Origin of the sequence: Nocardia sienata NBRC 100364 (assembly GCF_001613205.1) — a bacterium.
Lineage (GTDB): Bacteria > Actinomycetota > Actinomycetes > Mycobacteriales > Mycobacteriaceae > Nocardia > Nocardia sienata.
Genome location: NZ_BDBX01000002.1, coordinates 92,158 through 118,342, shown reverse-complemented (window position 1 = coordinate 118,342; position 26,185 = coordinate 92,158). Strand labels below are relative to the sequence as shown.

Genomic DNA, 26,185 nt, shown 5'->3' with positions numbered 1-26,185 from the left:
ATCTATCGATCGGATTCGTTCAGCAGGCGTTCATGGTTGCGGTGCGCCCGTCCGCGTGGTCACCGCGGGCCCGGCGCGCTCAGGGCCGCGTGACCGCGTTCGACCAGGTCGGGGACCATGCCGCCGAGGCGGTCGAATCCCTCCCCTACGGTCAGTCCCTGCTGGGCGCGGTAGTGGATTCCTTCGAAGATCACCGCGACCTTGTAATAGGCGAAGCCCAGGTACCAGGCGAATTCGTCCAGGTCCCATCCGGTCTCGCGCGCGTACCGGTCGATCAGGACCTCGCCCGCAGGGAAACCGGGAACATCTCCGGGTACCGCGGCGACCGGACTATCCAGGCCGCTGATCCCGTCCCACCAGATCGCCATCGAGGCGAGATCGGTCAACGGGTCACCGAGTGTGGCCATCTCCCAGTCCAGGACACCGGTCACGCTCGCGCTGTCCGGATCGATCACCACATTGTCGAGGCGATAGTCACCGTGTACGATGCTCGCGCGTTGCTTCCCGGGTAGCGCCCGGCCCAGCCGGTCGCCGAGCGTCATGAGGTCGGGCAGGTCTCTGCTGTGCGAGGCCGCCAATTGCTCACCCCACCGACGAACCTGCCGTTCCAGGTAGCCCACGGGACGTCCCAGCTCACCCAGACCCACGGTCTCCGGATCGAGCCGATGCAGCCGGACCAGCACCTCGACCAGGCTCCGGGCCGCCGCCGGGGCCCGGTCGGCGAACGCCTCCAGCCGCTCGCGATCCCGGAGGATTTCCCCGTCCGCGAAGTCCATGATGTAGAAGGGTGCGTCCAACACGCCGGGTCCGGCGGCGACCCGCGGGCGCGGAACCGGCACTTCCGTCGGATACAGCGCGCTGAGCAGCCGGTATTCCCGGCCCATGTCATGTGCGGTGGCCAGCACATGCCCCAGTGGCGGCCGGCGCAGCACCCAGCGCTCATGGCCGTCGGTGAGCAGATAGGTCAGGTTCGACCGCCCACCCGACAAAAGATCGACACGCAACGGGCCATTCACCATCCCCGGGCACTCCGCCCGGAGAAACGTCTCGAGCGCAGCAGTCACCACGCCCGGTGGTGTCACCGTATCCGGCATCAGCGAACCTCCGAACCAACCGATCGAACGGTCGATCTGAACATAGACATCAGTAGCCTCGTCGAATGCATGCGCGGATGTCAAGCGCTGTAGTCCTCGGATTGGGCGAATACCGGCTACTGAACGCGCGGCACCCTCCCGGGTCGTCCGGTCGGACGAAGATCATCCCGAGATGAAATCCGGCATGTTACCGATCGGTTGATCGGCACGTTTCAGATATCCGTCAACCCGAACGGACGCTTCCCACCCATACCCGCATCCCGCGCCGTCCCTCCGGTGGGCCGGCGTTGCGGGCAGCGCTTCACAAATCCAGGTTTGTATGTAAAAATCTTTTTTTGTGAGGGAAGTTGTCTATCTCGACTCGGTCGCGCAAGCGGAGGTACTGCTCAAGCCGCAACGGATCGAGATCGTGCGCGCCCTGGCCGAGCCCGCGACGTGTGCCGATGTGGCCCGGCTCCTCGAGCAATCCCCGCAGCGGGTCAACTACCACGTCAAACGACTGGTTGAGCACGGACTGGTCCGCCAGATCGCCGAGCGCACGGTGCGCAATCTGCGTGAAGGCGTGTACCAGGCGGCCGGCCGGTCCTACTGGCTCTCGCCCCGGCTCGTCGGGCATATCGGCACGCGCCGGTCGAGTGACGCGATGAGCCTGGGACATCTTCTCGACCTGACCGAGGAAGTACAGCGAGATGTGGCGGAGATCGACCTGGCCCATCCGGATCTGCCGTCGCTGGGGATTTCCGGGCAGATCGCACTACGCCCGGACCAACGCGCCGAATTCCTCACCGATCTACAGACCGCCCTGCAGACCCTGTTCACCAAATACGGCGGCAGCGACGGCGAGTCCTTCAAACTCGCCGTCGCCTGCTACCCCTTCGAGAAGGATCGATCATGACCGAACCGCTCATCATCAGCGTCCGGACCGACGCCTCCCCCGCCGCCGCGTTCGAGGCACTCACCGACCCGCAGGCAGTGACGACATGGTTCGCCGAGAAGGCCGATATCGACCTGCCGCGGCGATACGACTTCTGGGGGCCTTCCATTCCGGAAGGCGATGCGCCCCATCAGAAGGTCATCGACAGCACCGATACATCCATCCATTTGTCCTGGCTGCTCGACGGCGAATGGACCACCACCGAGCTGTCGGTCGGTGTCGAGAACGACGAAACACGGATCACCGTCACACAGAGTCATTTCGACTTCGACGACATCATCACCGGCGCGAGTATTCGTGGTGTTCTCCAATCGTTCTGGGCGTTGTCGCTGGCCAATCTGGTCGACTACCTCGACGGTCGTCCGCTCACCGCCCGCGGTGACTTCACCGGAGCCGAACTGAGCGCGACCGTCGAGATCGATGCCGCGCCGGCGGCGGTCTACGACTCGCTGATCTCCTCGGAGGAGGTGTCGCAGTGGTTCGGCTACCCGGTGGAGATCGAACCGCAGGTCGACGGCCGATTCGCCATGGGCGGTCTCGATGCCGACCCACAGCCGGCGCATATCGTCGAGCTGGTACCCGGGGAACGCGTCGGTATCGATTGGGGCCCGGGCGGTATCAGCACCTGGGAGCTCGCCGGTTCCGACGGCAGAACCCGCCTCACCCTGGTGTCGAGCGGCTTCGACCAGAACAATCCGCCCTATCCGGCCTGGCTCGGCATGCTCAGCGGCCTGGCCGAACTGCGCCGCTTCCACGAGATCGACGACTGGGCACCGATCACCGCGGCATCCTGATCCCCGAACCCCCTCCAACACAACACCACCGGCAAAGGACATCATCATGGACGACAAAGTCACCCAGTACATCACCAAAACGCAGCCCTGGCAGGCAACATTGTGCGAGAAGCTGCGCCGGCTCGTCTTCGACACCTTGCCCGGCGTCGAAGAACGTCTGCAGTACGGCAAACCGCACTACCTCCTCGACGGCAACCACGTCGCCGTGATCGCCGTCGCCAAGGACAAGGTGTCGTTCATGGTCTTCAATGCCGCCGACATTCCCGAGGAGAAGGGCTTCCTGCGCTCGCTGGGCAACGGTGAACGCAAAGCCGCGACCTTCACCGAAGGCCAAGAAGTCGACTACCGCCGACTGGCCGACCTACTGACCGCGACAACCTGAGTGTTCGTCTCGGGTGCGGCGGGTTCGGCGTTGCGGGCATTGCGACCGTATTTCGGTCGCTCGCCCCACGCGGGTGCCGAACCACCGCATGGCCGCGGCGCCGGACAGGCAAGACGGCCGGTCGACCCACCCGGGTGTTTGCCGGCCCGCCTCAACCGGTGTCATCGCCCGCGGCGGTCCGAACGCAGGACCAGACGATGCCGCGTCCTCGCTCGGCCCGTCGGCTCGGGGCACGCCGAGGGGTTCGCACGGACGCGCCGAGCGTATGACCGGAAGACGGGTTGACCTCAACGTATGTTGTGGGCGCATCGAATGACTGACGCGGGCGCGGGCCTGCGGCTCCATGCGAGTCGGTGAGAGTGGGATCGCGTCTGCGACGGTCTCGCAGGAGTCGACTCTCTTCGAGACGACATCCATCTACCCCGTGGCCTTAGCCCGAGATCCGACCGGCTGTTCGGGAGGCGGCCGCAGAGCCGGGATTGCGGCGCCTTCGGCGGGTCGAGTGGCAGCTGTCCGACTCTGTCCAAGACGAAACATGCTGCCGGAACTGTGAAATCGACGATCGTTGCGAAGGCCTTGTTCGGGCTGGTGTGCTGGATGGCGACAGCGGTTGACGCGCCGACCGGCCGGCCACGACCGGTCGATGATCAGCGCATGGTGGCGCGTCGGCCGAGTTCGGCCCATACCGTCTTCCCGCCGTCCTCGAAGTCCATCCCCCACCGAGCCGCCAGCTGCGCCACCAGCCGCAGCCCGCGCCCACCCACCTGATCGGGTGTGCGAATCCGGGCCGGCACCAGCGAACCGTCACGCACCTCGACACCGAACCAGTCGCGGCCGTGCACCCACAACCGGCAGGTACGAGGCGAACGCGCGTGCCGCACAGCGTTACTGACCAACTCGTCGCTCACCTGCACCGCATCGCAGACCTCGATACCGCTACCACCGGCGAGCAGACGGCGTATCTCGCTGCGCACCCGTGCCATCGTCACCGTCTTCAGATCCAGCTCGACCACCGGACCGCCCCCACCGTGAGCACCCAGCACCGGGCCCAGCGTCACCATCGCCACTCCGGCTCCTTCTCCCGACCTCACGAGTACCCTTCTGGTTCCCGTTTCGACTCGACCCGGCGTACCCGGCATCCACCGACGCAAACGGCCCCGGCCACGCCGCCCTGCTGCTCGCCGTCCACCCCCTGAGCCGCGCACCCGATCGCCTCGAAGCCCACGGCGGCCACTCGCCCACTCCGCCACGACCCTTTACGGAGTCCCACGGCCATACCGGGTCCGACCAGGCCGCGGGCAGAGCCACCGCGCACCGGCGCGGCCGCGGCACCGCAACGTGATCCGGCTGCACTCGCAGATCAGGGCGGCGATCCGATTCGCCCTTGCCATGCCCGCTCAGGGGGCCGCGCGGTCACTCGCGCCGCCGGCAAAGCTGCGGGGCAGCTGGTACTTCCCGGTATCCACGTCGACAGTCGTTCGGCCCGAAGTCCCCGCCGAGACGAACCCGGCCCCGATGCCCGGCCGGCGTGGGCGCCGGCATCATCTGTACCGCGAGCCGGCGATACACGGAGTTGGCAGGGCACCGACGGATGCTGCCGCCGACGGACCCGAACACGCTGAATCGATTCCGCCATAACCGGTTTCACCGGTCGGCAAGAATTTTGTGTGCAACCTCCCGGAGACCGGTACCGTGCACAACGCAGATACCTACGGACTTCTTTGCTGATGGTTCGGCGCGGACATCGCCGAACGATATGTAGGAATCGGCGAACGTGTTCGTGCAACAGCGTCGCTCGCCGAGCGGGGACCGCGTTCCTGTCCGCAGGGAGGGTCGCCCTCGGCGAGTAACCGTTCCCTTGATCGGAGTCTCGCCCTTGACCGTGCAGTACACCTCGGTGCCACAGAAACAGCGCTCGCCCGCAGGTGCCCGATGATCCACGGCGAACCCACCGGAGGGGTGGAGCCGCGCGTCAGTATCTATTCGGAGGAATTCGCGCACGATCCGCATCGTGCCTATGCCGCCATGCGGGATCGCTACGGCGCGCTGGTCCCTATCGAACTCGCGCCGGGTGTACCGGCCACCCTGGTGATCGGGTACGCTGCCGCTCTTCGAATTCTCAATGATCCCGAACGGTTTCCCGCGGACCCACGACACTGGCAGAAGAGCATCCCGGTCGATTCACCGATACGGCCCATGATGAAGTGGAACCCGACCGTCCTGCACAACAGTGGCGAACTGCATCAACGCTATCGGCAGGCTCATGTGTACGCCCTCGACGGAATAGATCTGCACCGGTTGCACCAGGACGTGGAACGGATCGCCGGCCCGCTCATCAACTCGTTCTGTGAGTCGGGTAGTGCCGATCTCGTCTCCCAGTATGCGTTCCCGTTGGTCTTCCAGGTGCTCAACCGTATGGTCGGATGCACACCGGAGTTGGGGCAGCGGGTGGCGGCGGGGGTGGCAGAGCTTTTCGAAGGTGTCGATGCGCAATGGGAGTTGAAACGCCCCGCCGAGGCGCTGCTGGAGATCATTCTCGCGAAACGATCCGATCCAGGCGACGATGTCGCCTCGAGGCTGGTTCACCATCCGTCGGCACTCGACGACGAGGAAGCGCTGTACAACCTGAGCACGATCTACGCCGCCGGAGTGGAACCGCTGCGAAATCTCATCGTCAACGCCCTGCTGCTGATGATGACCGATGAACGTTTCGGCGAGAGCATGCTCGGCGGCAGCCTGGCCACCCGTGACGCGCTGGACGAGGTGCTGTTCAACGATCCGCCGCTGGCGAACTTCTGTCCCACTTATCCGCGTCAGCCGATCCTCATCGAGGATACGTGGCTGCCGGCCGATCAGCCGGTACTGATCAGTCTGGCCGCGTGCAACAACGATCCCGCTGTCCGTGGGGACGATTTCGCGGGCAATCGGTCCCATCTGGCCTGGAGTATCGGACCGCATGCCTGCCCGGCCCGGTCGCCCGCGTACATGGTGGTCGAGACCGCGATCGACCTGCTGCTCGACGCGCTCCCGGAGATGGAGCTGGCAGTAGCGGTCGAGGAGCTGGCCTGGCGTCCTGGACCGTTCCACCGGGCCCTGGCGGTACTACCGGTCGTCTTTCCGCCCTCGCCGCCGCTGAACTCGGTGTAGCGGTCCGGGACTGTCACGACCGCACCGCCGAATCGACCATGAAATAGACTCACACCGATTCGGAAATGGAGATTCGATGCCCTCGACAGGTGAGCCGACGACGGTCCGGGACACGCTGGAATACCAGCAGATCCAGAAGGACGAGAGCTTTCACGCATGGATACAGATGCAACAGGAAGCCATGGAGAACGAATTCGTCGACGTCGACGTCCCCGAACTCCACGGTCACCTCTGGACCCGCGAAGGTTTGATAACCGTGGAACACGAGATGCTCCGGCGTTATTCGAACTTCGACGAGATGGTGTCGGAGAAGAACATCGAAGTCGGCGTGCGATTCGTCTACTTCGTCGGCGAGACCTTTCGACGCGCGTTGGAGGGAATCTGGGCACTTCTGCCCCCGAATCCACCCGACCGGCCGGATCCCGTGTGTGTCATCGACTCACCGATGTGGACGGCTTTTCACGACCCTACGCATATGAGCAAGATCGCTTTCGATCGACGTAGCGGGAAAGAGATCTCCTGGATCTTCGACCGCACGGTGAAACGACATCAGAAATGGGTGGCGGCCGGTCGGCCGGCCCGCGGTAGCTAGCGACGCCCCCCCGGAGGCGGCGAGGAGCCGCCGCAACCACCTGCCCGACGGCCGGTGCACTGCGCACTTTCCTCGCCGGATCCTACCCACGCCGATTCAGTCCTCGCTCTCGATCAGGAACTCGGGAGAGGTGCCGCTGATCGGGACGCGGTCGCCGCTGAGCTGCACCGCGTCGCCGAAGTAGCGGATCCGGTAGCTGCCCGGTGTCGCATCGGCGGGGCTGTGCCAGGCGATGGTGACGCGCGAGCTCGACGCGGGGCCGGGCGACCAGCTGAAGGTGGTCGACCAGTCGCCGTCGCCGGCGATCGTTCGCCACCGATCCTCGTCGCGCCGCTGCACCATCAGATAAGTGCTGCCGCGATGTAGCTTGTGATTGGGGTGCGCACCGGCGAATTCGACTTCCACCCGCTCGCCGGCGCGATACGCAGGCGCCGGCTCGGTGAGCACGTCGCCGAAGTTGTGCCCTACCGGCGGAAAGTCCGGGGGCGGTGTGGTTTCCGCGGGGCGCTGCAGCTCCGTCAGATCGGGCGCCCCGGGACCCGACGGTACCGCGGCCTCGTCGCGCATCGCGGTGGCGAGCTGCGCTGCGATCTGCTGGAGGGCCGGCAGCTCCCATCGACCGAACAAAGTACTCGCGCCCTCGTAGTGCTGTGCGGCGTACTCCTCAGGAGTCGTGACGTAATGGATATAGGCGTTGCTGTATCCGGCGACCAGGACATTGGCCGGCTCGACGCCGAGAACAGCCGCTACCGTGCGCCGCAACCGCAGACCGGCGGCGATGGTCACCTCGCCCGGAATACCGATCAGATACAACTCGGCGATTCGGATGAGCGATACCGGAACGATCTCTTGCACGTACGGCCCGAACCGATCGAGGAGTCCGCCCGGTGCGACGAGCGCCTTGGGCGCCTGCGCATCCCGCAGTGCCGGCGCGAAGCGGTACACGCACCGCGACAGCAGATCCCAGCCCGGATTGCGACCTTCGTGGAATGTCTTCCAGTGGGTGGGGCCGTCGTACCCCGCGCCGGCGAAGGCGGCCGCACCCCCGACGGGTCTGCCGGTGCGGTGCTCGCGCCCGTCTCCGGTGAACTCGGCGGACACGGTCACCGCGGACAGGTCGACATGTACGAAGCGGTAATCGATGGTGCCGGCCATTCGCGGCACGTAGCCCGCGGCGAGTTTCGCAGCGGCCTCGTATTGGCGCAGGCCCACGGTCCGGGTGTTCTCGAACTCGTCATCGGTGGGGCCGTGACCGGGCCTACCGTCCAGGTTCGGGGACATATCACCGGCGTTGGTCTGCGCGAAAGCGGCGACGAAGTCCGGATCCGGGTCCGCCAGATAGTCCACGCCCTCGACCACACGCTCCCAGTGGTAGGCCGCATACCCCTTGTTGTCACCACTGATCAGCGTGTTCCTGCTGGTCATGGACGTGCCATGCGTGGCGAACCAGTTGATGGCGCCTACCGGTTCGCCCTCGCGATCGATACGAAGCAGCGTCGTCTGCGGATCGATGGCATCCGGGAAGAAAGCCTTGTCCTCCTCCGGGTTCCGGTCGAATGCCGCTCGCGAGCGATTGACACTGGCATCGCGCAGCTCGCCGTGGACCAGGCGCAGGGTGGCCGGTGCGAGATCCTCGTGTGCCCGCTCGACCGCCTCGACGATGCCGTCGACGATCGCCGCGAAGGTTTTGGGGCGAAATCCGGTCGAGCTGTTGTACAAACGGTGGTGTGAATAGCCGCCGGGACCGCAGTGGGTGTGGGTTGCGGTGAGCATCACATTGGACTCGGTGTAGGTGTCGCCGAAGCGCTGGGCCAGGCGGCGCAGCACCTCCTGGGTGATGCTGGAGAAGATCAGCGGCAGCTCGCTCACGATCAGCAGCACCCGCCGATCGACGATCGGGTCCGCGAAGACGAAGGCGCGGGCGCGCAATCGGAGGTGTATTCCGGTGGCCTTCTGATCGGCCCTGCCGTAGCCGAGCATGCCGACCTCGACCGGTTCTCCGGTGATGTCGGCAAGACCTCGCCCGACCAGATGGCGGTCGGGCGAATAGTTGGTTTCCGGCATCGACCTCTTCTTCCGTCCTGTGGGAACCGCCCGCGGCAGCGGTCCGGATTCATACTCCGACAAACTAGCAAGGACGAAGTCGGGATTGCCCTGCGCGGCCCAGGGTTTCGCCGATCGGACACGGAGACGGAGGTCTGCGGGAAGTCGGCACGGCGGAGCGGGGCGAGTGTGAAGAAATGATTCCCGCCTCGGCGCCCGGGGCGGGGTGCGTTCACCCGGGCACTTCGGGCCGATCATCCCCCGACGAGCGGCCGGCGCACGAGTGAAGCAGGGGCGCAGCACGCCCGGCAGCCCGGCCGCGGCGCCGAGGGACCGACGTCCGAACCCTGCTGTACAAGCGCACAGCACCGGCGCTTCCCGCACTCGGTAACTTCTCTTCTTCGCACGTGAACGCGCCTTTCTTCAATACGGCTCCACCTCGGCACGGCGTGATAGCTTGCTCACCGAAGCGATCCCTTCCGGCTGCGAATCGGCACTTGCGGCGAACTACTCCCCCTTCCTGGAGGTTGAGGTCGTGACTCGTCCATTTCTTCGCTTTCTGGGTGCACTCGGCGGTATGGCATGCACCCTGCTGGTGGCGACACCGGCAACCGCGGAACCGATCTATCCCCGCCCCGACCCGGACCTGTTCTACGCCGCCCCTGCCGATCTGGCGGCGCATCGGCCGGGTGATGTGCTCGACGTGCGGGTCCTGCCACCGGTGGCCGTCTTCCCCGGCGCCACGGTCCGGCTGGTCAAATTCCGTTCCACCGATTCGCGGGGCGCGCCGATCGCGGCGACCACCACGATCGCCACCCCCGCGGGCCATCGACCCGGCGCACCGCTGCTGTCGTATCAACATTTCATCAATTCGCTCGGCACCGACTGCGCGGTATCGCACCGGCTCTACGGCGCCGACCTGAACCTGTCGGTGATCATGCCGGCGCTGGGCGCGATGCTGCAGCGGGGGTGGAGTGTGGCACTGCCGGATCATCTCGGACCGCATTTCGCACTCGGAGCCGGACGCCTGGGCGGCCAGATCACCTTGGACGGCGTCCGGGCGGTGCAGCGGCTGCCCGAACTCGCCGTTGCGGACAGCCCGGCGGTGCTGGCCGGCTACTCCGGTGGCGGCCTCGCGACGGCGTGGGCGGCCGCATTGCAGCCGTCCTACGCACCTGAGTTGCGACTCGCGGGCGCGGCCATCGGCGGAGCCCCGATGAACCTGGTTTCGATGGCCAACGGGCTGGGCTTCGAGCCCCATCCCGCCTTCGGACTGGCGATGGCGGCGGCCATCGGCCTCGAGCGCGAATACCCGGACCGGGTGAAGGTCAGTTCGAATCTGAATCAGCGTGGTCTCGCCTTGCGGGACGCGATGGCCAACAGTTGCACCAACGACATCCTCGCCATCGGCGCCGGTGGCAGCGCGCACGAGTTCGCCACGGAGCGCACTGTCTTCAACCAGCCCGATGCCTGGGCCGTGGTGGAGGAGAACAGCGTGGAACTCTACGGCCGCGTTCCGGAGATCCCCATTTTCGAGTGGCATTCGCCGACCGACCCGCTGGTTCCGGTCGACGCCATCGACAGCACCAACCGCCGGTGGTGTGCGGCGGGGGTGCGATTGCAGACGCTGCTGGTTCCCTCCTTCGAACATCTGTCCGCGGCGGCGGCCGGGGCACCCGCAATGCTGGCGTGGCTCGAGGGCCGGGTTCGCGGCGAGCCCGCGCCCGTCTCCTGCTGAGCGGACTTCCGCGCACGGTCCCGAGTTGCCCACGGTCGGTATACGAACCGCTGTGGGCAACTCGGGTTCCCGCGCGGATACGCTCGGCCACCTGACCGATCCGCCGGAACCCGACCGCGCCCGGCTCGCCCATCGGTCAGTGCGCTTCGGCCAGGTGACCACAGAGTCGGCCGTGGCCCGGCTTCGGAGGTCGGCGGATCGAGGTGCCGGCCGGGCCTTCCGCATCATCTCGCGTCCGGCGGCGGCCACGATCTACCGGCCGCCGAACGAACCGCTGCCGAAATCGATGTGACCGCTGAACGCCTCGCACCGCACGGGAACCGCCGATGCTCCTGTTTGCTAATGTAGGCAACCAGCCGGTCACCGAGGATGGGCACCTCAATCGAAAGGCAGGGCGGATGCCGGGATCGAGCAGGCCCCTGTATCAGATGAAGGCGGAGTTCTTCAAAACCTTGGGGCACCCGGTGCGGATCCGGGTGCTGGAGTTGCTCAGTCAGCGTGAGCACGCGGTATCGGAGATGTTGGACGATATCGATATAGAGGCGGCGAATCTGTCCCAGCAGCTGGCCGTCCTACGGAGGGCCGGTTTGATCACCGGTCGCCGCGAGGGATTGTCGGTGACCTACGAGCTGACCTCACCTCAGGTGGCGCAGTTGCTGACCACTGCGCGGGCCATCTTGACCGGGGTCGTGGCCGGGCAGGCGGAGGTTCTGGACCAGCCCGTCTGACAGGCGGGTAAGCCTTTCCGCGTACGCGAGGGAATGCCGCCCGGCCACTACTTGCATGATTTACTACATAGTTATTCAGTTGAGGGAGATGTTCGTGGAGATCGATCGATCACTGCCCGCCCGTTCCGCCGGCACCACGGCCGACGCATCATGACCGTGCGCGCCCTGCTGCCCACCTGGGCGGACTGGAAACCGGCGCTGCGCTCTCCCGGCTCCGATCTGCTCGCCGGTGTCCTCGTCGCCCTGGTGGCCCTGCCGCTCGCGCTCGGTTTCGGAATCAGCTCCGGTCTCGGCGCCGCCGCCGGTCTGGCCACCGCGATCGTCGCCGGTACCGCGGCCGCGGTCTTCGGTGGCTCCCGTTTCCAGGTTTCCGGGCCCACCGGCGCGATGACCGTGGTGCTGCTGCCGATCGTGTCCGAACACGGCGGACCCGGCGTCCTCGCCGTGGGATTGATGGCCGGCGCCATCCTGATCGTTCTCGCGGTGGCCGGTGTCGGGCGCGCCGTGCGCTATATGCCGGCCCCGGTCATCGAAGGTTTCACCGCGGGTATCGCCGTGGTGATCGCGCTGCAGCAGTTCCCCTCTGCCCTCGGGATCGGCGATGCCGAGGGTGAGAAGATGTGGCAGCTGGCCGCCGACGCCGTCGGCCACTACCTCGACCGTCCCGACCCCGCCCCCGTGGTCACCGCCCTGCTGGTCGCCGCCGCCGTCCTGATCGGTGGCCGGTACCTGCCCAAACTGCCGTTCGCGCTCGTCGCGGTCGCGGTCGCCACCGCCGTCGCCGAACTCGCCGGGCTCGACCTCGCCCGCATCGGGGCCTTGCCTGCCGGGCTCCCCGCCCCCTCCCTCGGGTTCCTGGACCCCGGCCGGCTCGGAGCATTGGTCGCTCCCGCACTGGCGGTGGCGGCGCTGGCCGCGCTGGAATCACTGTTGTCGGCCACCGCCGCGGACGCGATGTCGGTGGGTACCCGCCACAACCCCGACCGCGAACTCTTCGGCCAGGGCCTGGCCAATATCGCCGCACCACTGTTCGGTGGTGTTCCCGCCACCGGCGCGATCGCGCGCACCGCCGTCAACGTCCGCTCCGGCGCCCGCACCCGGCTGGCCGCCCTCACCCACGCGGTCGTGCTGGCCGCCCTGCTCTACCTCGCCGCGCCCGTGGTCGCCGATATTCCACTGGCCGCCCTGGCCGGCGTATTGCTCGCCACGACGGTGCGGATGGTCGAAACGGCGTCCTTGACCGCGATCGCCCGCGCTTCCCGCGGGGACGCCGCGATCATGGTGATCACCTTCGCCGCCACCGTCGTCTTCGACCTCGTCACCGCCGTCGCCGTAGGCGTCGGCATCGCAGTCCTGCTCGCCCTGCGTGCGGTCGCGCGGGAAGCGCACCTGCAAGAACTACCGCTCGACGACACCGACCACCTCGCCGAAGAACACGAGCTGCTGCGTGACCACATCGTCGCCTACCGCATCAACGGCCCCCTGTTCTTCGCGGCCGCCCACCGCTTCCTCCTCGAACTCGCCGATGTCACCGACGTCCACGTCGTCATCCTGCGCATGTCCCACATCACCGCACTCGATACCACGGGCGCACTCGTACTAGAGGACGCCATCACGAAACTTCACCACCGCAACATCACCGTGCTGTTCGCCGGTCTGCGCGAGGACCACCACCGACGCCTCACCGCACTCGACGCCCTCCCCGCCGCCGACCACCTCTTCGCCCATACCGACGACGCCATCGCCTACGCCCGCGACCACCTACCGGCCCCGGCGCGAACCTGAGAGAACCGGCCGGGACAACGGCGGGAAACAGGTTTCCACCGGCAGGTGCTCTCCGGCGGCGGACCTGGCACGCCCTCTGTCCGAGGACGTGACCCGAGCCGAGCTCTCCCGGCCGGGTCCGCGGCGGACCATCCCGATCAGGTGACGATCGAACGGGGCCGTCCGGCGGGCACGTGCGGGTGCACGATCATCGGCAACCGATCGGGCTGGACTGTGGCCGCGGCGGTTTCGCGCACCGCCACTGCGGCCGCCGGCTCCAGCCGGACTCGTGCGACCACCGTCGCCAGGATGGTCGTCGCCTCCAGCCACGCGAAGGGCTCGCCGATACAGTTGCGATTGCCGATGCCGAAAGGTTGGAACGCCCCGCTGCGGGTCACCGCCTTGCGGTACTCCGGGGTCCACCGATCCGGGTCGAAGGTCGCCGGGTCCGCGAAATACTTCGGGTCGTTGTGCAATGCGTAGTTGGAGTAGATGATCGTTGCTCCCGCCGGGATGGCAACGCCGCCGAGTTCGATTCCGGCCGTTGTCTCGCGCATGCCGAGCCAGGGCGGGCAGTAGCGGCGCAGCGTCTCGGTGACGACCTTTTCGGCGAAGACGAGGTCGCGGATATTGTCCGCGCACACCGGCCCGCCGCCGAGCACCTCGGCCGCTTCACGCTCCAACCGGTCGCGGATATCCCGGCGCTGCCCGAGCTCGTGAAACGCGAAAGCCAAAGTACTCGAGACGGTCTCATATCCTGCGGCGAACATCGTCATGACTTCGTCCCGGATTTCCTGGTCGCTGAGCCCGGTGCCGTCGTCGAAACGGGCCGCGAGGAGCATCGAGACGAGATCGTGGTGATCGCGCTCCCGGGCCCGGTACTCCGCGATGATGCGATCGACGACGGTGAGCAACCGCCGCACTGCGGCGTCGAAGGCACGGTTGCGCAGCGGCAGCCGCGCCAGCCAGGGCATCATCGTCCGTTTCGGCACTTCGGCGACGATGATCGGAAAGGCCCGCAGCGACTCGCTCACCAGATCTTCGGCAATATCGCTGGAGAACAGCGCCCGCGCCACGATCCGCATGGCCAGCCCACCCAGCTCCCGGTCCAATTCGATCCGCTGGCCCGCGTGCCATGCGTCGATCATGCTCGCCGTACTGTCGGCCATGATGTCGACGTATTCCGCGACTCGTTCGCGATGGAAACCCGGTGCCATCAACCGGCGATGACGCATATGTTTCGGTTCGGACGAGACGACGATTCCATCGCCGAGCACCACTCGCATGGCATCGAAGAATGCGCCCTTCTCCACGCTTCGGGAGATCTTCCCACGCAATAGTGAATCGAGCAGCTCAGGGGTCGTCACCACATAGGCCTCGTCCCGACCCAGCCGGATGCGGACAATCGGTTCGGGCAGCGCGTGCAACTCGGCCAGGAATTCCAACGGCCGCCGCTGCAACTGCATACCGTGACCGATGAGTGGCCACGCTCGTCTCGGCGACTTTCCGGGTACAACGGCAGCAGTCATCACGACTCCTCGATCAGTCGATACAGTATTTTCACGGGCAAAATTATTGCGGCACAACCAAGATAATCCTCGGCGATGAAACCGGAACGGGACGGCGCCGGATGACCGCCGAGCACGAATTCCCGGCACCGATCGAATCGGTGGATATCATTTCGAAAGCTTTCCCCAAACGGATATAAAGTACTTTGCGTCGGGCATTTCTACCGGCGCCCCATCGAACAGGCATGCCCTTCTCCGGCGACACCGTGTCGATGAATACTTTCCGAAGTATCCGACAACTCTCGATATTCAAGCCGGCAGAGCATGCTTCGGGCAATTAGGGGAAACCCTATACGGAGATGCGAGGCCCACATCCGGCGGCGAAGACGGCGTTGGTGAACACTGTTCGCGCGGGCCGGGCCGGCGTCTTCCGAGGCGAGTACGCACCGGCAGGTGGCACGCGAGTCTCGACAGCGCGGCGCGGGGCTGGCCAGAATATCCGCATGAGTCCCGTTCACCGGGCCGAGGGCGAGATATCCGCGATCGGCCGCACCACCGAGATCCTGAAGACGTTCCGGGACAGCCCCGGCGTCCTCAGTGCAGCGGCACTGGTACGCCGGACGGGGCTGGCGAAGACGACGGTGCACCGGATGCCCGACGACCTCGTACGCGTGGGCCTGCTCGGACTCGATGGCAAGGACTACCGGCTCGGCCTGTTGCTGTTCGAGATCGGTGAGTCGGTTCCCCGTCAGCGGAACCTGGCGAGGCGGCCCGGTGGCACCTGTCGACTCTGCGGGAAGCGACGAGACACAACGTCGGGCTCTGTGTGCTCGACGGGTTCGATCTCGTGTACCTCGGCGTGTTCCGCGACGACGACGGCCCGCGGCTCCCGCAACAGATCGGCGGCTGGTGGCCCGCGCATGCGAGTTGCTCGGGGAAGGCGATCCTGGCCTACTCCGACGGGGCGGCGACGCCGCGGCCCGAGACGCTAAGTTCTGCACCGACAACACCATCACCGATTCCGGTGAGCTGGATCGCGAACTCGAGCAGGTCCGCCGGCGTGGTGTGGCCTTCGACCACCAGGAAGCGATCCGGGGCATCGTCGGCGTCGCCGCACCGATCTTCGGGCCCGGTGGCGGCGTACTCGGCGCGGTTTCGTCCTCAGGGGTGGCCGGCCCCGGATCGACCTCACCCGTATCGACGCCGCGGTCCGTACCACCGCGGTGTCGATCTCCCGAGACCTGGCCCGCGCCCAGTCCGTCGTCCGCCCGGTGCTGCAGCGCCACTGACGGTGCGCGGCCCGTTCAGCCCCGCTCGGCGAAAGCCATCCGGTTGGCCGGGATCGTCATGAACGGCACGTGACGTCGAGCGGGAGCTCGACCGGCCGGACCACTGCGCCCGCCCTCGGATCGAAGGTCGGCTCGGCGCGCCGGCTCCCCTCGGGCTGCCGCGCCGATACCCCCGCTCCCTCGGTCATGGCCGTGGCCGCGTTGCCGATATCGATCTGAGTGCAGCAGATGTGGTAGTCGCGTCCGTCCCGCGCGATCGACTTCGTCGGACCCGTCACCCCGTGTTCGGTGGCCGTGTGGGCGGCGCTGGCCGACCGCGGCGTATGCGCCGACAGCGAGCCCGTTGTCGATGATCCGCCCACCCCTGGGTGCGAGCTCGGCGGACATCACGGGTCCGCGCCTACAGCGGCGCGATTTTGGGCACATCTGTTCTGTTCGGATATGGCTTGCGGAGTTCGGGGTTAGGTCGCGGGGGTTGTTGCGGAGTTCGGACATAGGTTGCGGGTTCTGAGGACGTGGGCCGGTTCCGGCGGGCAGACCGCCTGCTCGTGCCGAGCTCGATTCCGGTGCGCGGGGCCGCACCTACGCCGCCATCGGGCGGTGAGGTCGAGATCAACTACCGCGGAGCGCAAGCCGCGGTCGCACGCTCCGGACTATTTCGCCCGGCACGCCGATGGGGTGGTGCTCTGGTGCTGGATTGCCGTCCGCTCGATCGGATCGAACCGACTGATGCCGAGATGTTCTCGGCGACACGAGCGGCGTGCGCGCTACTCGGCTGGCGGTATGAGGTGGCTGGTGTCTCGGATCCGGTCCTCATGGCGAAAGTGCGCCGGCTGTCGGGTTACCGGCATCCGCGCAACAACCTGCCCGAGGTCACCGGTGCGGTGCTGGACGCGTTCGCTGCACCGGCGGGGTTGATGTCGGTGGCCGAATCGGTGGGCGATCCGATCGCGGTGTTGCCGACGGTGTTCACCTGCTGTGGTGTCATCGCCTGCGCGTGGATTTGTCGGTGCCGCTGTCACCGGACACCGAGGTCTCCGCGGCCGATTCGCCGATTGTGGTGGGCTGATGGGGTTGGCGCGTCCGGTGCTGCGGGTGGGGCGATCATGTTGTGTTCGATGGTGACGAGCATCCGGTTGTGGATTTGGCTGGGACGTCGGTGCGGTTGCGGTCGGACTCCGGTGTTGTCCGGTTGGTGTTGGCGTCGTATCCGTTAGCGGCGGTGGACTTTGCGGTGTTGGGTGCTGCGGCATTGCCGCCGGTGGAGCCACACGGCCTTCTCGAGGCGTTGCCCACGGACGCGGTCGCGGCGGTGCAGCGCTGCACGTCATTGAGGTCGAAACCGGGCTGCCGCCGGATCCGCCTCCGGGTATGTGTCCGAGGAAAGGCTACGACCCGGCGGCGACGACGCTGTCACAGCGGCAGCGGCGCGAGGCCGCCGGATCCGCATCGACAACCGCATCTACGACAGCGCCGAGTTGGCCCGCTACCGGCGGCGGTGACGGCGTTGTCGCGGCGAGAACGCGTCGCGGTCGAGGAGGCTCGTCGCGACGACTATCACGGTCAACTGCCATTGGTAAACACCCCGACCATCGGGCAAGTGCTGCGCACCGGGCGGCTGCTGGCGCAGCTCAACCGCGGCCAGGTCTCCGCTCGCCGGGGCGTGATCCTGTCGGGAGGCCGATGAGATCGCCGTGCGCGTGCCACAGCAAACTCCTGCCACGAATATCGCCCACCGCGCAAGGCATACCCTACTCATTCACCCGTTGAACGAACCGAGCTCACAGGTTTCCTGGTTGGCGCTGGGTGAGCACATCGCCGACATGACAGCCGGTGGATGACGTTCGGGGCAAGCTGCCGTGGAAAAATAATGGATTTCTCGCCGTCCCCTCCAGCCGACAGGCGACAATCAATCTGCAGGTTCACCGTACCGGTTGCGCGGGGCAGTGCGGTGGCTCGTTTTACCACCTCTCATTTCGGCGGGTGAGGCGAGGCGAAATGCGGGCTCTCCGGGACGAACGAGATGGACAGACGTTCCGATCCGGGGTAAAGGATGTCCATCCAGTTGAGCCCGAAAACCACTGGCAGGCTAGCGATCCCGGCGTTCAAGCTGGTGTCGACCAGAACCGGGAAAGAAGCCCTCCACCATGCATGCATCGAGCTTCGCCCCGGCCACTGATTGGGTAGGTGCGACACGCGGGTAACGATCGACCGATACGCGAGGGATTCGATATCGAAGATCGGTTGACTGAATTCCTGCAGTCGCATGTCGCCGAGGTCCGTAAAGTGCTGGCCCACGAACGCTTTCCACGCTGTGAATGGCCCCCACACGGTGACTGGCCGGAACCCCCGAGCCGCGTCATCTTGGAACTCGAAGATAACCCGTTCGTCCATCGGCGGCATGCTCCAGGGTCCCTTGCCGGTCCGGACACCGATCTGGACGGCACTTCCCGTGGAATGTGGAGTCGCCCATACCCTACCTTCGGTTCTTCCCCAGATCTGTTGTGACGCCACGATTTTCCCAACCGACCCTTGCATCGAGTACAGCCGGCTTGGCGGTGCGGCGAGGGTCGAGAGGTGGAGACGACTCAGTGAGCTGCGAAGGCCGATCATCGACAGCCCGACGCCGATCGCAGCCCAGCCGTAGTTACCCTCCTGCGCCGCGATGTACGACTGGACCCCGCCTTCGATTGCGGTCGCGGCGCCGACTGCTGCCTGGGCGGCCCTGACTCCTCGCCCAAGCCGGGTGCTCTCGACTACGACTTCTGTACCGGCCCGGGCGGTTCGCGCCACCTTGAGCGTGGCGCCGGCCCCGCCGGGTACGCCGGGGAGGATCAGCGCCGCTGTGTCCGCCGCAACACCGAGGACGTCCAGGCCGAACGACCACCAGTTGCCTGCTCGCGAGTTGTGAATCGCGGACCCGATGCCGAGACTGAGCGAGAACCCGTCCCACGCGGACTCGATCCACTGCCCCGTATTGTCGACGTAGTTCACCGGGTCGTGCCGCGCGTAGCTCCACAGGTCCGGCGCATCGGCAAGGTCTTGGGGATCGGGTTGGAGAAACCGACCCGTCGCGGGGTCGTACCCTCGGCCACCAGCGATGTAGAGGTCGGCCTCCGGAATGGCAGTCATCCCAGCGAACTTCACCGAGCCGAAGAGTGGAGGCATCATTGCAGGCGCGGCGCCAGCAGGGTTCCATGCAGATGCGAGGCCGAAGTCCTCGAAGCGGAACCGCCCAACGGGCGAACCCGCAGGATCCGTGAGTAGGAGGGTCGAGCCGCGATCGTCTGTAAGCCGTGCCATCGCGCCAGCCGAGCCCACCACGAGCGCCGCCTCGCCCGGCATCGCGCACGGAGTCTCTTGTTCTAGGTCGCCGCCGGGCAGGACGCGTTCGATCAACGCGTCGCCGAGGTACCGCTGGATTACCCTTCCGACCGCTGTCGTCACGGTCATGAGACGGCCGAGCCCGTCCCAGCCGAGCGACGCGACCACCGTGCCTGTCGCGGCATCACGCACCTCGCGGAGACGTCCGAGCGCGTCGTGGGCGTACAGGAGTCGGCCGTCGTCGCTGCGGCGAAGGTCGTCGTCGTGCGCGACCGCGACCGGCGGACCGCCCGACGGATTGATCGACGCCAGCCGATGGTCGCGGTGGAGCACGTAGTCGACAGTCGTTGTTCCGCCCGCGAGCTCGCGTGTCCATGACACGCGGCTGTCGGCGCCGGTGACTGCGTAGGAGTCGACCACGTCCGCGTCGGTGGGGGCCAGTGCCGTCAGGTAGGCGTCGACCGCGGCTTCGTCGTATGGATCGGGAAGCGCACCGAGCGCCAGGCCATCGTGAACGCGGATCAACCGGCCGGCCTCGTACTCCCAGACGCGATCGCGCCACGGATCCCCGTCAACGGCACACACCCGTCTGCGACCGGCGGCATCACGAACGTATCGCAGTGCCGCCAGCACGTCGCCGGCGGCATCGCGGTGGACGAGCTCGACCAGGCGGCGCGCCTCGTCATACCGCGCTTCCAGACGGTTACCGGTAACGAGTCGTCGCTCGATGAGCATCCCTTCGCCGTCGTACCGCCACTCGGCAAGTCTGGTGCCTGGCGCCCATCCAGACGATGCCGTGGCGACACCAGGCCGCTCGAGCTCGATCCGTTCAAGCCGATCGAGCTCATCGAAGAACAGGCGGTCCTGACGCGCGTCGCTGTACGTCAGGAGCTCCGACCGCGCGGCATCGTCGTACTGCCGCGCCAACGTCGCGCCGGACGTCGTCTCCTCGATCAACCGACCTGCCGCGTCGTAGCGTCGACGGATCGAGATGCCGCCCTGGACGACCTCGACGCACCGGCCGAGCGCGTCACGGGTAATCGTTATAGGCGCGACGGGAAGGGCGGGCGGAGCTTCGATCACCGTCACACTGACCAGCGCTCCGTCGGCGCGGGTCCCATACTCGATCCGCGATCCGCCAGGTGTGGTTCGCTCCACCATGACACCGTCCGAGCCATACGCGTAGCGCTCGGTGTATCCGTCGGGATTTGTCTGCTTCACGAGTGCGTCGAAGGCGTCATAGTCGTACCGCCACGTCGCGCCTGTCGGATCGGTCAACCCTACGCAACGACCTGCGCCGTCGCGATCAAGCCGGTGCACCTCCGGCGCGCCGGTCGCGGTCCGCCGTGTTTCGATGAGTTCCCCAAAAGCGTTGTACCGAAGGTCCAACGTACCGCGGTGTGAGGCGATCTGCATGAGCTGGCCACCGAGATCGTACGCATACGACGTCTTTCGGCCGTCAGGAGCCGTTTCCTGTGTCACACGGCCGAGCGGATCATACGTCCAGCGCGCGGTACGGACCTTGGGCTCGGCCGCTGTCACCTCATGGACTGTGTGCTCAACCAGTCGATCGGCCCGGTCATAGACGAAGGTGTGTCGATTTCCCACCGGGTCCACCATCTCGGTCAGGCGCGCGAGTGCGTCGTACCGGTATGACGTCGTCGCGCCACTCGCGTCCACCACCTTGGTGCGCAGACCATCGGCGTCGTACCACGTCGTTGTTGGGCCGCTGCCGTCGTCGACGCTGACGGCGCGTCCGCGTTCGTCGTAGGTCCTCTGGACGGCCGCAAGAACGCCTACGCCTCCGAGGCCATCAGGCCCTTCGACGACGGTCGATACGAGGAGGTCGTCGTCGCCATATGTGCTTGTTATGGTCGCTCGGCCTGCGGTGTCGGCCGGCTCCTCCTGGCGGCGCAGTCTGTCCCAGGAGTCGAGCGTCCAGTCCACGCGGGCTCCGCCTGGCAGAACCGTCGTGCGTGTTGCCCCGTTGAGGTCGCGAAGGAAGGTAACTGTCCGCGTCGCGGCTCCTGCTGTACGCCGCTGCTCCACAAGCACGCCCTGCTCGTCGAAGGTCATCGTCTCTGTGCGACCGATCGGATCGATGATCGCCACCACGTGGTCTTCTGCGTCGAAAGCGAACCGCCGCTCGCGTGGCGCATCGGAGTTCATTCCATCGATCTGTCGCACGAGCCGCCCGATCACGTCGTACTCGTACACCGTGAGAATTTCGTCGACACCCGTCGGCAGGCCGAGGGCCTCCCCTCTCGGGCGGCGCACCGCCGCGAGCCGGCCGTCGGGGTGATAGGTAAGGCGAAGCTCTGGCGGTGTGCCGCCGACGGGCGGCTGCAACGCGTTGATCAGCCGGTTTCTGGCGTCGAAGGTAAAAGTGGTGGTGTTGCCCTCGCTGTCGGTGACGGCGCGGACGTTGCCGTGGTTGTCATATGCGAACCGCTCCGCCGCCGCGACGCCCCCGGGATCGTGTACCCGCTCGACGAGATAGCCCTCGTCGTTGCCCGTGGCGCCGTACCGGTTCTCAGTGAGTCTGCCCTCTGGGCTGATCTCGCGAACCAGACGTCCACGCGCGTCGTGCTCGTATTCCGTGACGGCCTGCTGCGTGGTCCCGTCGGGCAGGGTGACGTCGGGATGTTCCACTCGAACGAGCGCCGGTACCCCTCCAGCGGCGACTTCGTCGCCATAGACGTAACGCGTGACGGCTCCGCTCTCATCTTCGAACACACGCAGACGCTGGTACACGGGCTCGTAACGCATGCGGTGTGTCCGCCGGTCCATCGCCGGTCGTGAGGGCGGCGCCTCGAGCCGACACTCGAGCAAATTGGCCCACGCTGCCGGGTCGTCGTTCGTGTCGTCGTAGACCTCATGGAGGGTAAGGCCATTCGGCCGCCGGTACAGCACGCGATTGCCGCGCTGGTCGTATCGGAACACCTCGACCACGAGACGCCACGAGCCATCGATGACAAGCCGGTACCGCTCCTCGAGGAGGTTGCCCTGGAAGTTGAAGGTCAGAACCTTGTAGGTCCCATCGATGATGACCTCGACCTGCATCGCGGACACGTTGATGGCGTCCGGGAGCCGCGGCGTGGTCAGTACGACAGTCGCGCGGTATGTCGCGCGATGTCGGTCCCATTCTTGCTCGACGACCCGGGCGAAGTCCGCGAATGACGGGTCCTTGCCGTATTCGTTCTCGACAACAGCGCACCCATCCGTGGCCTGAACCCGGATGATGTTGTGCCGAAGCCGCGGATGCGACTCTGCGTCGTCGTAGGAATACACCACCTGGGCGCCATCGGGCGCCTCCGGAGTGGGCGGCTGAACGACTACAACGAGGTGCTCCCGCGACTCGTCGTGGTGATAACGGACGGTCCGACCGGTCTGGTCGGACACCGCTTCGAGCAGGCCGCACGCGCCGTATTCGAACATGAAACCGCGACCGAAATCGTCCTCGACCGCAGCGACCTTGCCGTCCGCGTTGTACATGACACGTTCATTGTTCCCGAATCTGTCCGTCACCTCCACGAGCGGAAACCGATCCGGCCAAGGCCACCCGGCCAGCTGCTCGAAGACGTAGCTCGTGCCGTCAGCGGTGCGAACCTCCCACCGCTCGGGGTGGCCGATGTCCGCCTCGGAATGGACGAGGCGGTCCGTGTTGCCCAGCGGCGGCCTCCACCCGAGTTCGGCGTCCGGCTCCCAGGCGTCCTCGTTGAGAAGACCTGTCCAAATGGCCACCCAACCGCCGTCGAGCCGCCGAAGGTGCGCGTTGTAGTTGTGGTCCCAGTTGAAGCCCCACGGCCCCGCGTACGGGACACCGCTGCGGTAGCGGCGGAGAAACCGCATCGGGCGGCGCGCGCCGGGGATGGTGAAGTCCGCTTCGTCGATGAGGAAGTCACCCGATGCTACGTCGACCGGCTCCGCTAATGTCATAGGTGTCTGCGTCTGGTTACGACCGAAATGGTAGTGCGGGAGGCCAGGGGTGGGCTCGTTGCGACGTACCCGTTCAGCGTCGTCGCCTGGCACGCCGCTTGCATCTACCTCCTCCGCGATGGCGGAGTCGGACAGCGGGTCGTGGGGATCGGTAGCCCGTTCCTCGACTGGACGGCCATCTGGTATGCCGGGGCTTGGAGCCGGACTCTGGCCTTCGATGTCGGGTGAAGGCGGCTGAGCGGCAACAGCCTCGGGCGTCGTCTCGGTCGGCGGGTTCAATGACGGCGGCTCGCCTGACGTGTCATCACCGGGCGTGGCCGGCGGTGGCTCCTCCGCCAGAGAAGACGCATCCCGCGTCTGATCGAGGACGGTCTCTGGCGTTGGACGACCATCGCACGCGGCCTTGATGGACCCCCAGAGTGCTCCACGATCGCGGGCCACGTAGCCACGTCGCTGCGATGACTGTGCCGCGGCGCGGACGAACCGGTAGGCCTCGCAGGCGTCCCAGATCTCGATCGTGTTTCTGTTTTCGTTCGGGTCGAACGATCGCGTCTGTTCATGGCCCTCCGCATCCGTCCACGTGACCGTGTGCGGACGATGGAACGCGAATCGATAACCGAGCGCGGGTCGGCTCATGCCGAGCGTGCGGACCCGGTAGTTTCCGCAATTGTGCTATAGGACACCTCATAGATCATTGCCACCGTTGCCTCCGTAGATCGGCGTTCTCGGCTGGTTGGACCGGTACTGTCATTTGCCGTTGTCCTGCGTTTCGTCACCTGAGGAACCCGCGGTGTGGTGCCCGCACATCTGATTCAGCTCGCTGAGCATGCGGGCTTTCAGTTCGAGGATCGCCGACTCCTCCACGTCCATTCTTGCGGAGAGTTCGGCCGCCGATAGGCGGAGAAATCTGGCAGGGTCGATGGAACCCAGGCGGCTGTGGATCAAACCGCGCGCCACGTAATCGAGCAGCCCGGACTTCTCGATCGGGACCTCGAGCGCGCCCGTCAGCCTCCGCGCGATCATCACACGCGCGATGCGCCCGAAGTAAAGATCGCTCCTGTCGTAGGTGACTTCTCCCCGGTCGTAACGTCTGGAGCTGCCCACGCTCTTGATCATGTGATCCCGAACGGCGGACGCCAACGTACGGCTCTCCCTCAGTAGCGTCGGCGACGCCAACTCGTTTCGGATCGTGACCTTCGGAACCGCGCCGACGTACGCAATCCAATCACCAGGGGGCCTCGCCGGCTGAATATCTCCGAGCCCAAAAGTCGGACAGCAGCAGAGATCGCGGGCGCTAATGTACATCTGCTCGGTAATCTCCACGCGCTCGGTTTTCTTGAGGTGGACGCGCACATCGGCGTCGAGGTAGCCGTCGAAACGCCAGAGCTTGCCGCCGCTGAACTTCGCCACGTCGCCAGATGACCACTCGACCTCTGCCGAGACCAGCACGGAGGCCGACGTTATCGTCACGACAGGACCATCGACGAGCCCTCTCTCTCGGATAATGTTGACACTTACCCCAGGGTGTTCATCATCGCCCTGCTCCGTATCCACTTCCCAACCCACTGGGACGTTGTAGGTCTCGGTATGCGACGCTCTGCCGGTTTTCCTTCTTATTAGCCCTTGATCAGTGAGTTTGCCACCACGGGTGCCCTGAGCGTCAGCGAGAAGTCGGAACTCGACGGCGTCGACGCGAGACGCGAGCACCTCGCGTTCGTCTCTCATCAGATGCGCGAGTTCCAGCAGGACCGATGCGCAGAAGTCCGTCATCTCGCGAGGTCGGGAGACCACCAGAAAAACCTCTTGTATGCCCTCCAGCGCGCGGGGCCCGTTGATGAAGGTCGCGGGCCCCTGTCTTATGTGGGGCCGCGGCTCCATGAGAAAGAGCGCACGGTTGGTGCCGACGTGGAACGCTTGGAACAGGTTGTACATCTGCGCGAGCTGGGTCGTGTGTGATTCCCGCTCCCGCCGCTCCGTGCTCTCATCGGTTGTGCGGAGGTTCGTTGTCTGTAGGCTGGACCTGTCCACGGCGCCTTGTTGGCCGGTTTCGCCGACTTCCAGTCCGCTGACGCTGAAGTTCCAGCCGGTGTCAAGGTTGTAGTTCTCGGTCGTGTCCGTTTGTTGTGCGCTCTTTCCAACGGTCAAGTGGGTCGTGGAGCCGGACAGTCTCTCGCCTGTGTCGGTCACTGCCTCGTACAGCTCACGTTTCTTGGGTTCGAAGTCAACGAAGTACGGGAAGTGCTGGACCAGGAAATTCTCCCGGTCGGCCGGGGTGGGAGCAACCGTTACCTGGAGGAGTGCCCCGTAGCACGGAAAGGATTCCTCGACGTCGTCGATCAGGACGGGAGGAAGATAAGATCCCAGCTGCTTGCTGTCGATCTCGGGCGCGAAGGGTGCGACCGACACGACGACCTTCAGGTACGAAATGGATCGGTCCTCGAACGGTTGGTAATCGTCGGCCGGGTCGTAGCGAAAGACGGCAATCGAAGGCCTCCAGCGCGGAGGCCGTTTCGCGTCGCAGTCGACTGCATCGAGCATGCCGGTCGACACACAAATCCGCTTCCACGGTATGTCGGTTGGCAAGTTGAGCCGGAATGAACTCATCACTATCCCTTTCAGAACCGTCGCATACCTTGGAAAACCTGTACGAGTGGAAGCGACGAGAGAAGTTGACGCGGAGTCTGGGATGAAAGCTTAAATTCGACCGATTTACCGCGTAGCGTACAAAACTGCCAAGCCACTCGCTCATTCGATCGAAAATCTCGGACGGAGTCCCAGTCAGGCATGCTATGTGGACCAGTGACGGCAGCACACGCTCATGGAGCTTCCAAATACCCACATCCCTTCCGGATTTGGCGCTATGCGACGAGATCCACTGAAGAGAGCTGGTCACACAGGAGGTGACCAGC

General features: G+C 65.9%; 16 protein-coding genes and 2 pseudogenes. 11 read left to right on the top strand and 7 right to left on the bottom strand.

Annotated features, from left to right (window positions below; all coding sequences use genetic code 11):
• Nucleotides 1-59: 59 nt before the first annotated feature.
• Nucleotides 60-1,004: a phosphotransferase family protein gene (locus tag NS4_RS00985; RefSeq protein ID WP_245664937.1), complete on the bottom strand. Its 945-nt coding sequence runs from the start codon at nt 1,002-1,004 to the stop codon at nt 60-62.
• Between the two features lie 427 nt (nt 1,005-1,431).
• On the opposite strand from NS4_RS00985, the gene NS4_RS00980 reads away from it, so the two are divergent.
• Genes NS4_RS00980 through NS4_RS00970 form a run of 3 tightly spaced genes read left to right on the top strand, consistent with a single transcriptional unit; the run spans nt 1,432 to nt 3,204 of the window.
• Nucleotides 1,432-1,989, top strand: a complete 558-nt coding sequence (locus NS4_RS00980) for a winged helix-turn-helix domain-containing protein (protein ID WP_063057548.1) — start codon at nt 1,432-1,434, stop codon at nt 1,987-1,989.
• Entirely contained in the window at nt 1,986-2,822 is an 837-nt protein-coding gene (locus NS4_RS00975; RefSeq protein ID WP_063057547.1) for an SRPBCC family protein, read from the top strand. Before NS4_RS00980 ends, NS4_RS00975 begins: the two co-directional genes overlap by 4 nt.
• A gap of 46 nt (nt 2,823-2,868) precedes the next feature.
• Entirely contained in the window at nt 2,869-3,204 is a 336-nt protein-coding gene (locus NS4_RS00970) for a DUF1801 domain-containing protein (RefSeq protein WP_063057546.1), read from the top strand.
• Nucleotides 3,205-3,851: 647 nt separating this feature from the next.
• Here NS4_RS00970 and NS4_RS00965 read toward each other — a convergent pair.
• Nucleotides 3,852-4,265, bottom strand: a complete 414-nt coding sequence (locus NS4_RS00965) for an ATP-binding protein (protein ID WP_501193439.1) — start codon at nt 4,263-4,265, stop codon at nt 3,852-3,854.
• 871 nt (nt 4,266-5,136) lie between these two features.
• Here NS4_RS00965 and NS4_RS00960 point away from each other — a divergent pair.
• Together NS4_RS00960 and NS4_RS00955 are read left to right on the top strand one after the other, a co-directional pair.
• On the top strand, nt 5,137-6,351 hold the full coding sequence (locus tag NS4_RS00960) for a cytochrome P450 family protein (RefSeq protein ID WP_063057545.1): 1,215 nt from the start codon (nt 5,137-5,139) through the stop codon (nt 6,349-6,351).
• Between the two features lie 76 nt (nt 6,352-6,427).
• Nucleotides 6,428-6,943 carry a hypothetical protein gene (locus NS4_RS00955; protein WP_063057544.1) on the top strand — a complete coding sequence of 172 codons (516 nt, stop codon included), beginning with the start codon at nt 6,428-6,430 and terminating at the stop codon, nt 6,941-6,943.
• 96 nt (nt 6,944-7,039) lie between these two features.
• Here NS4_RS00955 and NS4_RS00950 read toward each other — a convergent pair whose 3' ends face one another.
• Nucleotides 7,040-9,007: a neutral/alkaline ceramidase gene (locus tag NS4_RS00950; RefSeq protein WP_063057543.1), complete on the bottom strand. Its 1,968-nt coding sequence runs from the start codon at nt 9,005-9,007 to the stop codon at nt 7,040-7,042.
• 556 nt (nt 9,008-9,563) lie between these two features.
• On the opposite strand from NS4_RS00950, the gene NS4_RS00945 reads away from it, so the two are divergent.
• From NS4_RS00945 to NS4_RS00930, 3 genes are all read left to right on the top strand, one after another.
• Nucleotides 9,564-10,724, top strand: coding sequence for a lipase family protein (locus tag NS4_RS00945; RefSeq protein WP_063057542.1), 1,161 nt, complete (start codon nt 9,564-9,566; stop codon nt 10,722-10,724).
• A 398-nt stretch (nt 10,725-11,122) separates the two neighbouring features.
• Complete coding sequence (locus NS4_RS00935; protein WP_063057540.1) at nt 11,123-11,452, top strand: ArsR/SmtB family transcription factor; 330 nt, start codon at nt 11,123-11,125, stop codon at nt 11,450-11,452.
• Nucleotides 11,453-11,602: 150 nt separating this feature from the next.
• Nucleotides 11,603-13,237: a SulP family inorganic anion transporter gene (locus tag NS4_RS00930; RefSeq protein WP_084486478.1), complete on the top strand. Its 1,635-nt coding sequence runs from the start codon at nt 11,603-11,605 to the stop codon at nt 13,235-13,237.
• A gap of 137 nt (nt 13,238-13,374) precedes the next feature.
• On the opposite strand, the gene NS4_RS00925 is transcribed toward NS4_RS00930, so the two are convergent.
• Nucleotides 13,375-14,745, bottom strand: coding sequence for a cytochrome P450 (locus tag NS4_RS00925; RefSeq protein WP_084486467.1), 1,371 nt, complete (start codon nt 14,743-14,745; stop codon nt 13,375-13,377).
• 338 nt (nt 14,746-15,083) lie between these two features.
• On the opposite strand from NS4_RS00925, the gene NS4_RS34020 reads away from it, so the two are divergent.
• Both NS4_RS34020 and NS4_RS33785 read left to right on the top strand, forming a co-directional pair.
• Nucleotides 15,084-15,716: a helix-turn-helix domain-containing protein gene (locus tag NS4_RS34020; RefSeq protein WP_369690192.1), complete on the top strand. Its 633-nt coding sequence runs from the start codon at nt 15,084-15,086 to the stop codon at nt 15,714-15,716.
• Nucleotides 15,634-15,831: pseudogene (locus NS4_RS33785) on the top strand (IclR family transcriptional regulator domain-containing protein); the annotation flags it as partial. The gene NS4_RS34020 and the pseudogene NS4_RS33785, both read left to right, overlap by 83 nt.
• A 197-nt stretch (nt 15,832-16,028) precedes the next feature.
• On the opposite strand, the pseudogene NS4_RS33780 reads toward NS4_RS33785, so the two are convergent.
• Nucleotides 16,029-16,382, bottom strand: a pseudogene (locus NS4_RS33780) (SDR family oxidoreductase); the annotation flags it as partial.
• Between the two features lie 1,138 nt (nt 16,383-17,520).
• Here NS4_RS33780 and NS4_RS00905 point away from each other — a divergent pair.
• Nucleotides 17,521-17,700, top strand: coding sequence for a hypothetical protein (locus tag NS4_RS00905; RefSeq protein ID WP_157105823.1), 180 nt, complete (start codon nt 17,521-17,523; stop codon nt 17,698-17,700).
• Nucleotides 17,701-17,984: 284 nt separating this feature from the next.
• Here NS4_RS00905 and NS4_RS00900 read toward each other — a convergent pair whose 3' ends face one another.
• Nucleotides 17,985-23,912, bottom strand: a complete 5,928-nt coding sequence (locus NS4_RS00900; RefSeq protein ID WP_084486461.1) for a DUF6531 domain-containing protein — start codon at nt 23,910-23,912, stop codon at nt 17,985-17,987.
• A 111-nt stretch (nt 23,913-24,023) separates the two neighbouring features.
• Nucleotides 24,024-25,826 (bottom strand): hypothetical protein, encoded by a 1,803-nt coding sequence (locus NS4_RS00890; protein WP_157105822.1) that lies wholly within the window; start codon nt 25,824-25,826, stop codon nt 24,024-24,026.
• Between the last annotated feature and the right edge of the window lie 359 nt (nt 25,827-26,185).

Excerpts from the sequence above, each read along its gene's own strand:
- NS4_RS00975 (WP_063057547.1), top strand. The coding sequence starts at position 1,986 with ATGACCGAACCGCTCATCATCAGCGTCCGGACCGACGCCTCCCCCGCC.
- NS4_RS00970 (WP_063057546.1), top strand. The coding sequence starts at position 2,869 with ATGGACGACAAAGTCACCCAGTACATCACCAAAACGCAGCCCTGGCAG.
- NS4_RS00965 (WP_501193439.1), bottom strand. The coding sequence starts at position 4,265 with ATGGTGACGCTGGGCCCGGTGCTGGGTGCTCACGGTGGGGGCGGTCCG.
- NS4_RS00960 (WP_063057545.1), top strand. The coding sequence starts at position 5,137 with ATGATCCACGGCGAACCCACCGGAGGGGTGGAGCCGCGCGTCAGTATC.
- NS4_RS00955 (WP_063057544.1), top strand. The coding sequence starts at position 6,428 with ATGCCCTCGACAGGTGAGCCGACGACGGTCCGGGACACGCTGGAATAC.
- NS4_RS00950 (WP_063057543.1), bottom strand. The coding sequence starts at position 9,007 with ATGCCGGAAACCAACTATTCGCCCGACCGCCATCTGGTCGGGCGAGGT.
- NS4_RS00945 (WP_063057542.1), top strand. The coding sequence starts at position 9,564 with ATGGCATGCACCCTGCTGGTGGCGACACCGGCAACCGCGGAACCGATC.
- NS4_RS00935 (WP_063057540.1), top strand. The coding sequence starts at position 11,123 with ATGCCGGGATCGAGCAGGCCCCTGTATCAGATGAAGGCGGAGTTCTTC.
- NS4_RS00930 (WP_084486478.1), top strand. The coding sequence starts at position 11,603 with ATGACCGTGCGCGCCCTGCTGCCCACCTGGGCGGACTGGAAACCGGCG.
- NS4_RS00925 (WP_084486467.1), bottom strand. The coding sequence starts at position 14,745 with ATGACTGCTGCCGTTGTACCCGGAAAGTCGCCGAGACGAGCGTGGCCA.
- NS4_RS34020 (WP_369690192.1), top strand. The coding sequence starts at position 15,084 with ATGCGAGGCCCACATCCGGCGGCGAAGACGGCGTTGGTGAACACTGTT.
- NS4_RS00900 (WP_084486461.1), bottom strand. The coding sequence starts at position 23,912 with ATGAGCCGACCCGCGCTCGGTTATCGATTCGCGTTCCATCGTCCGCAC.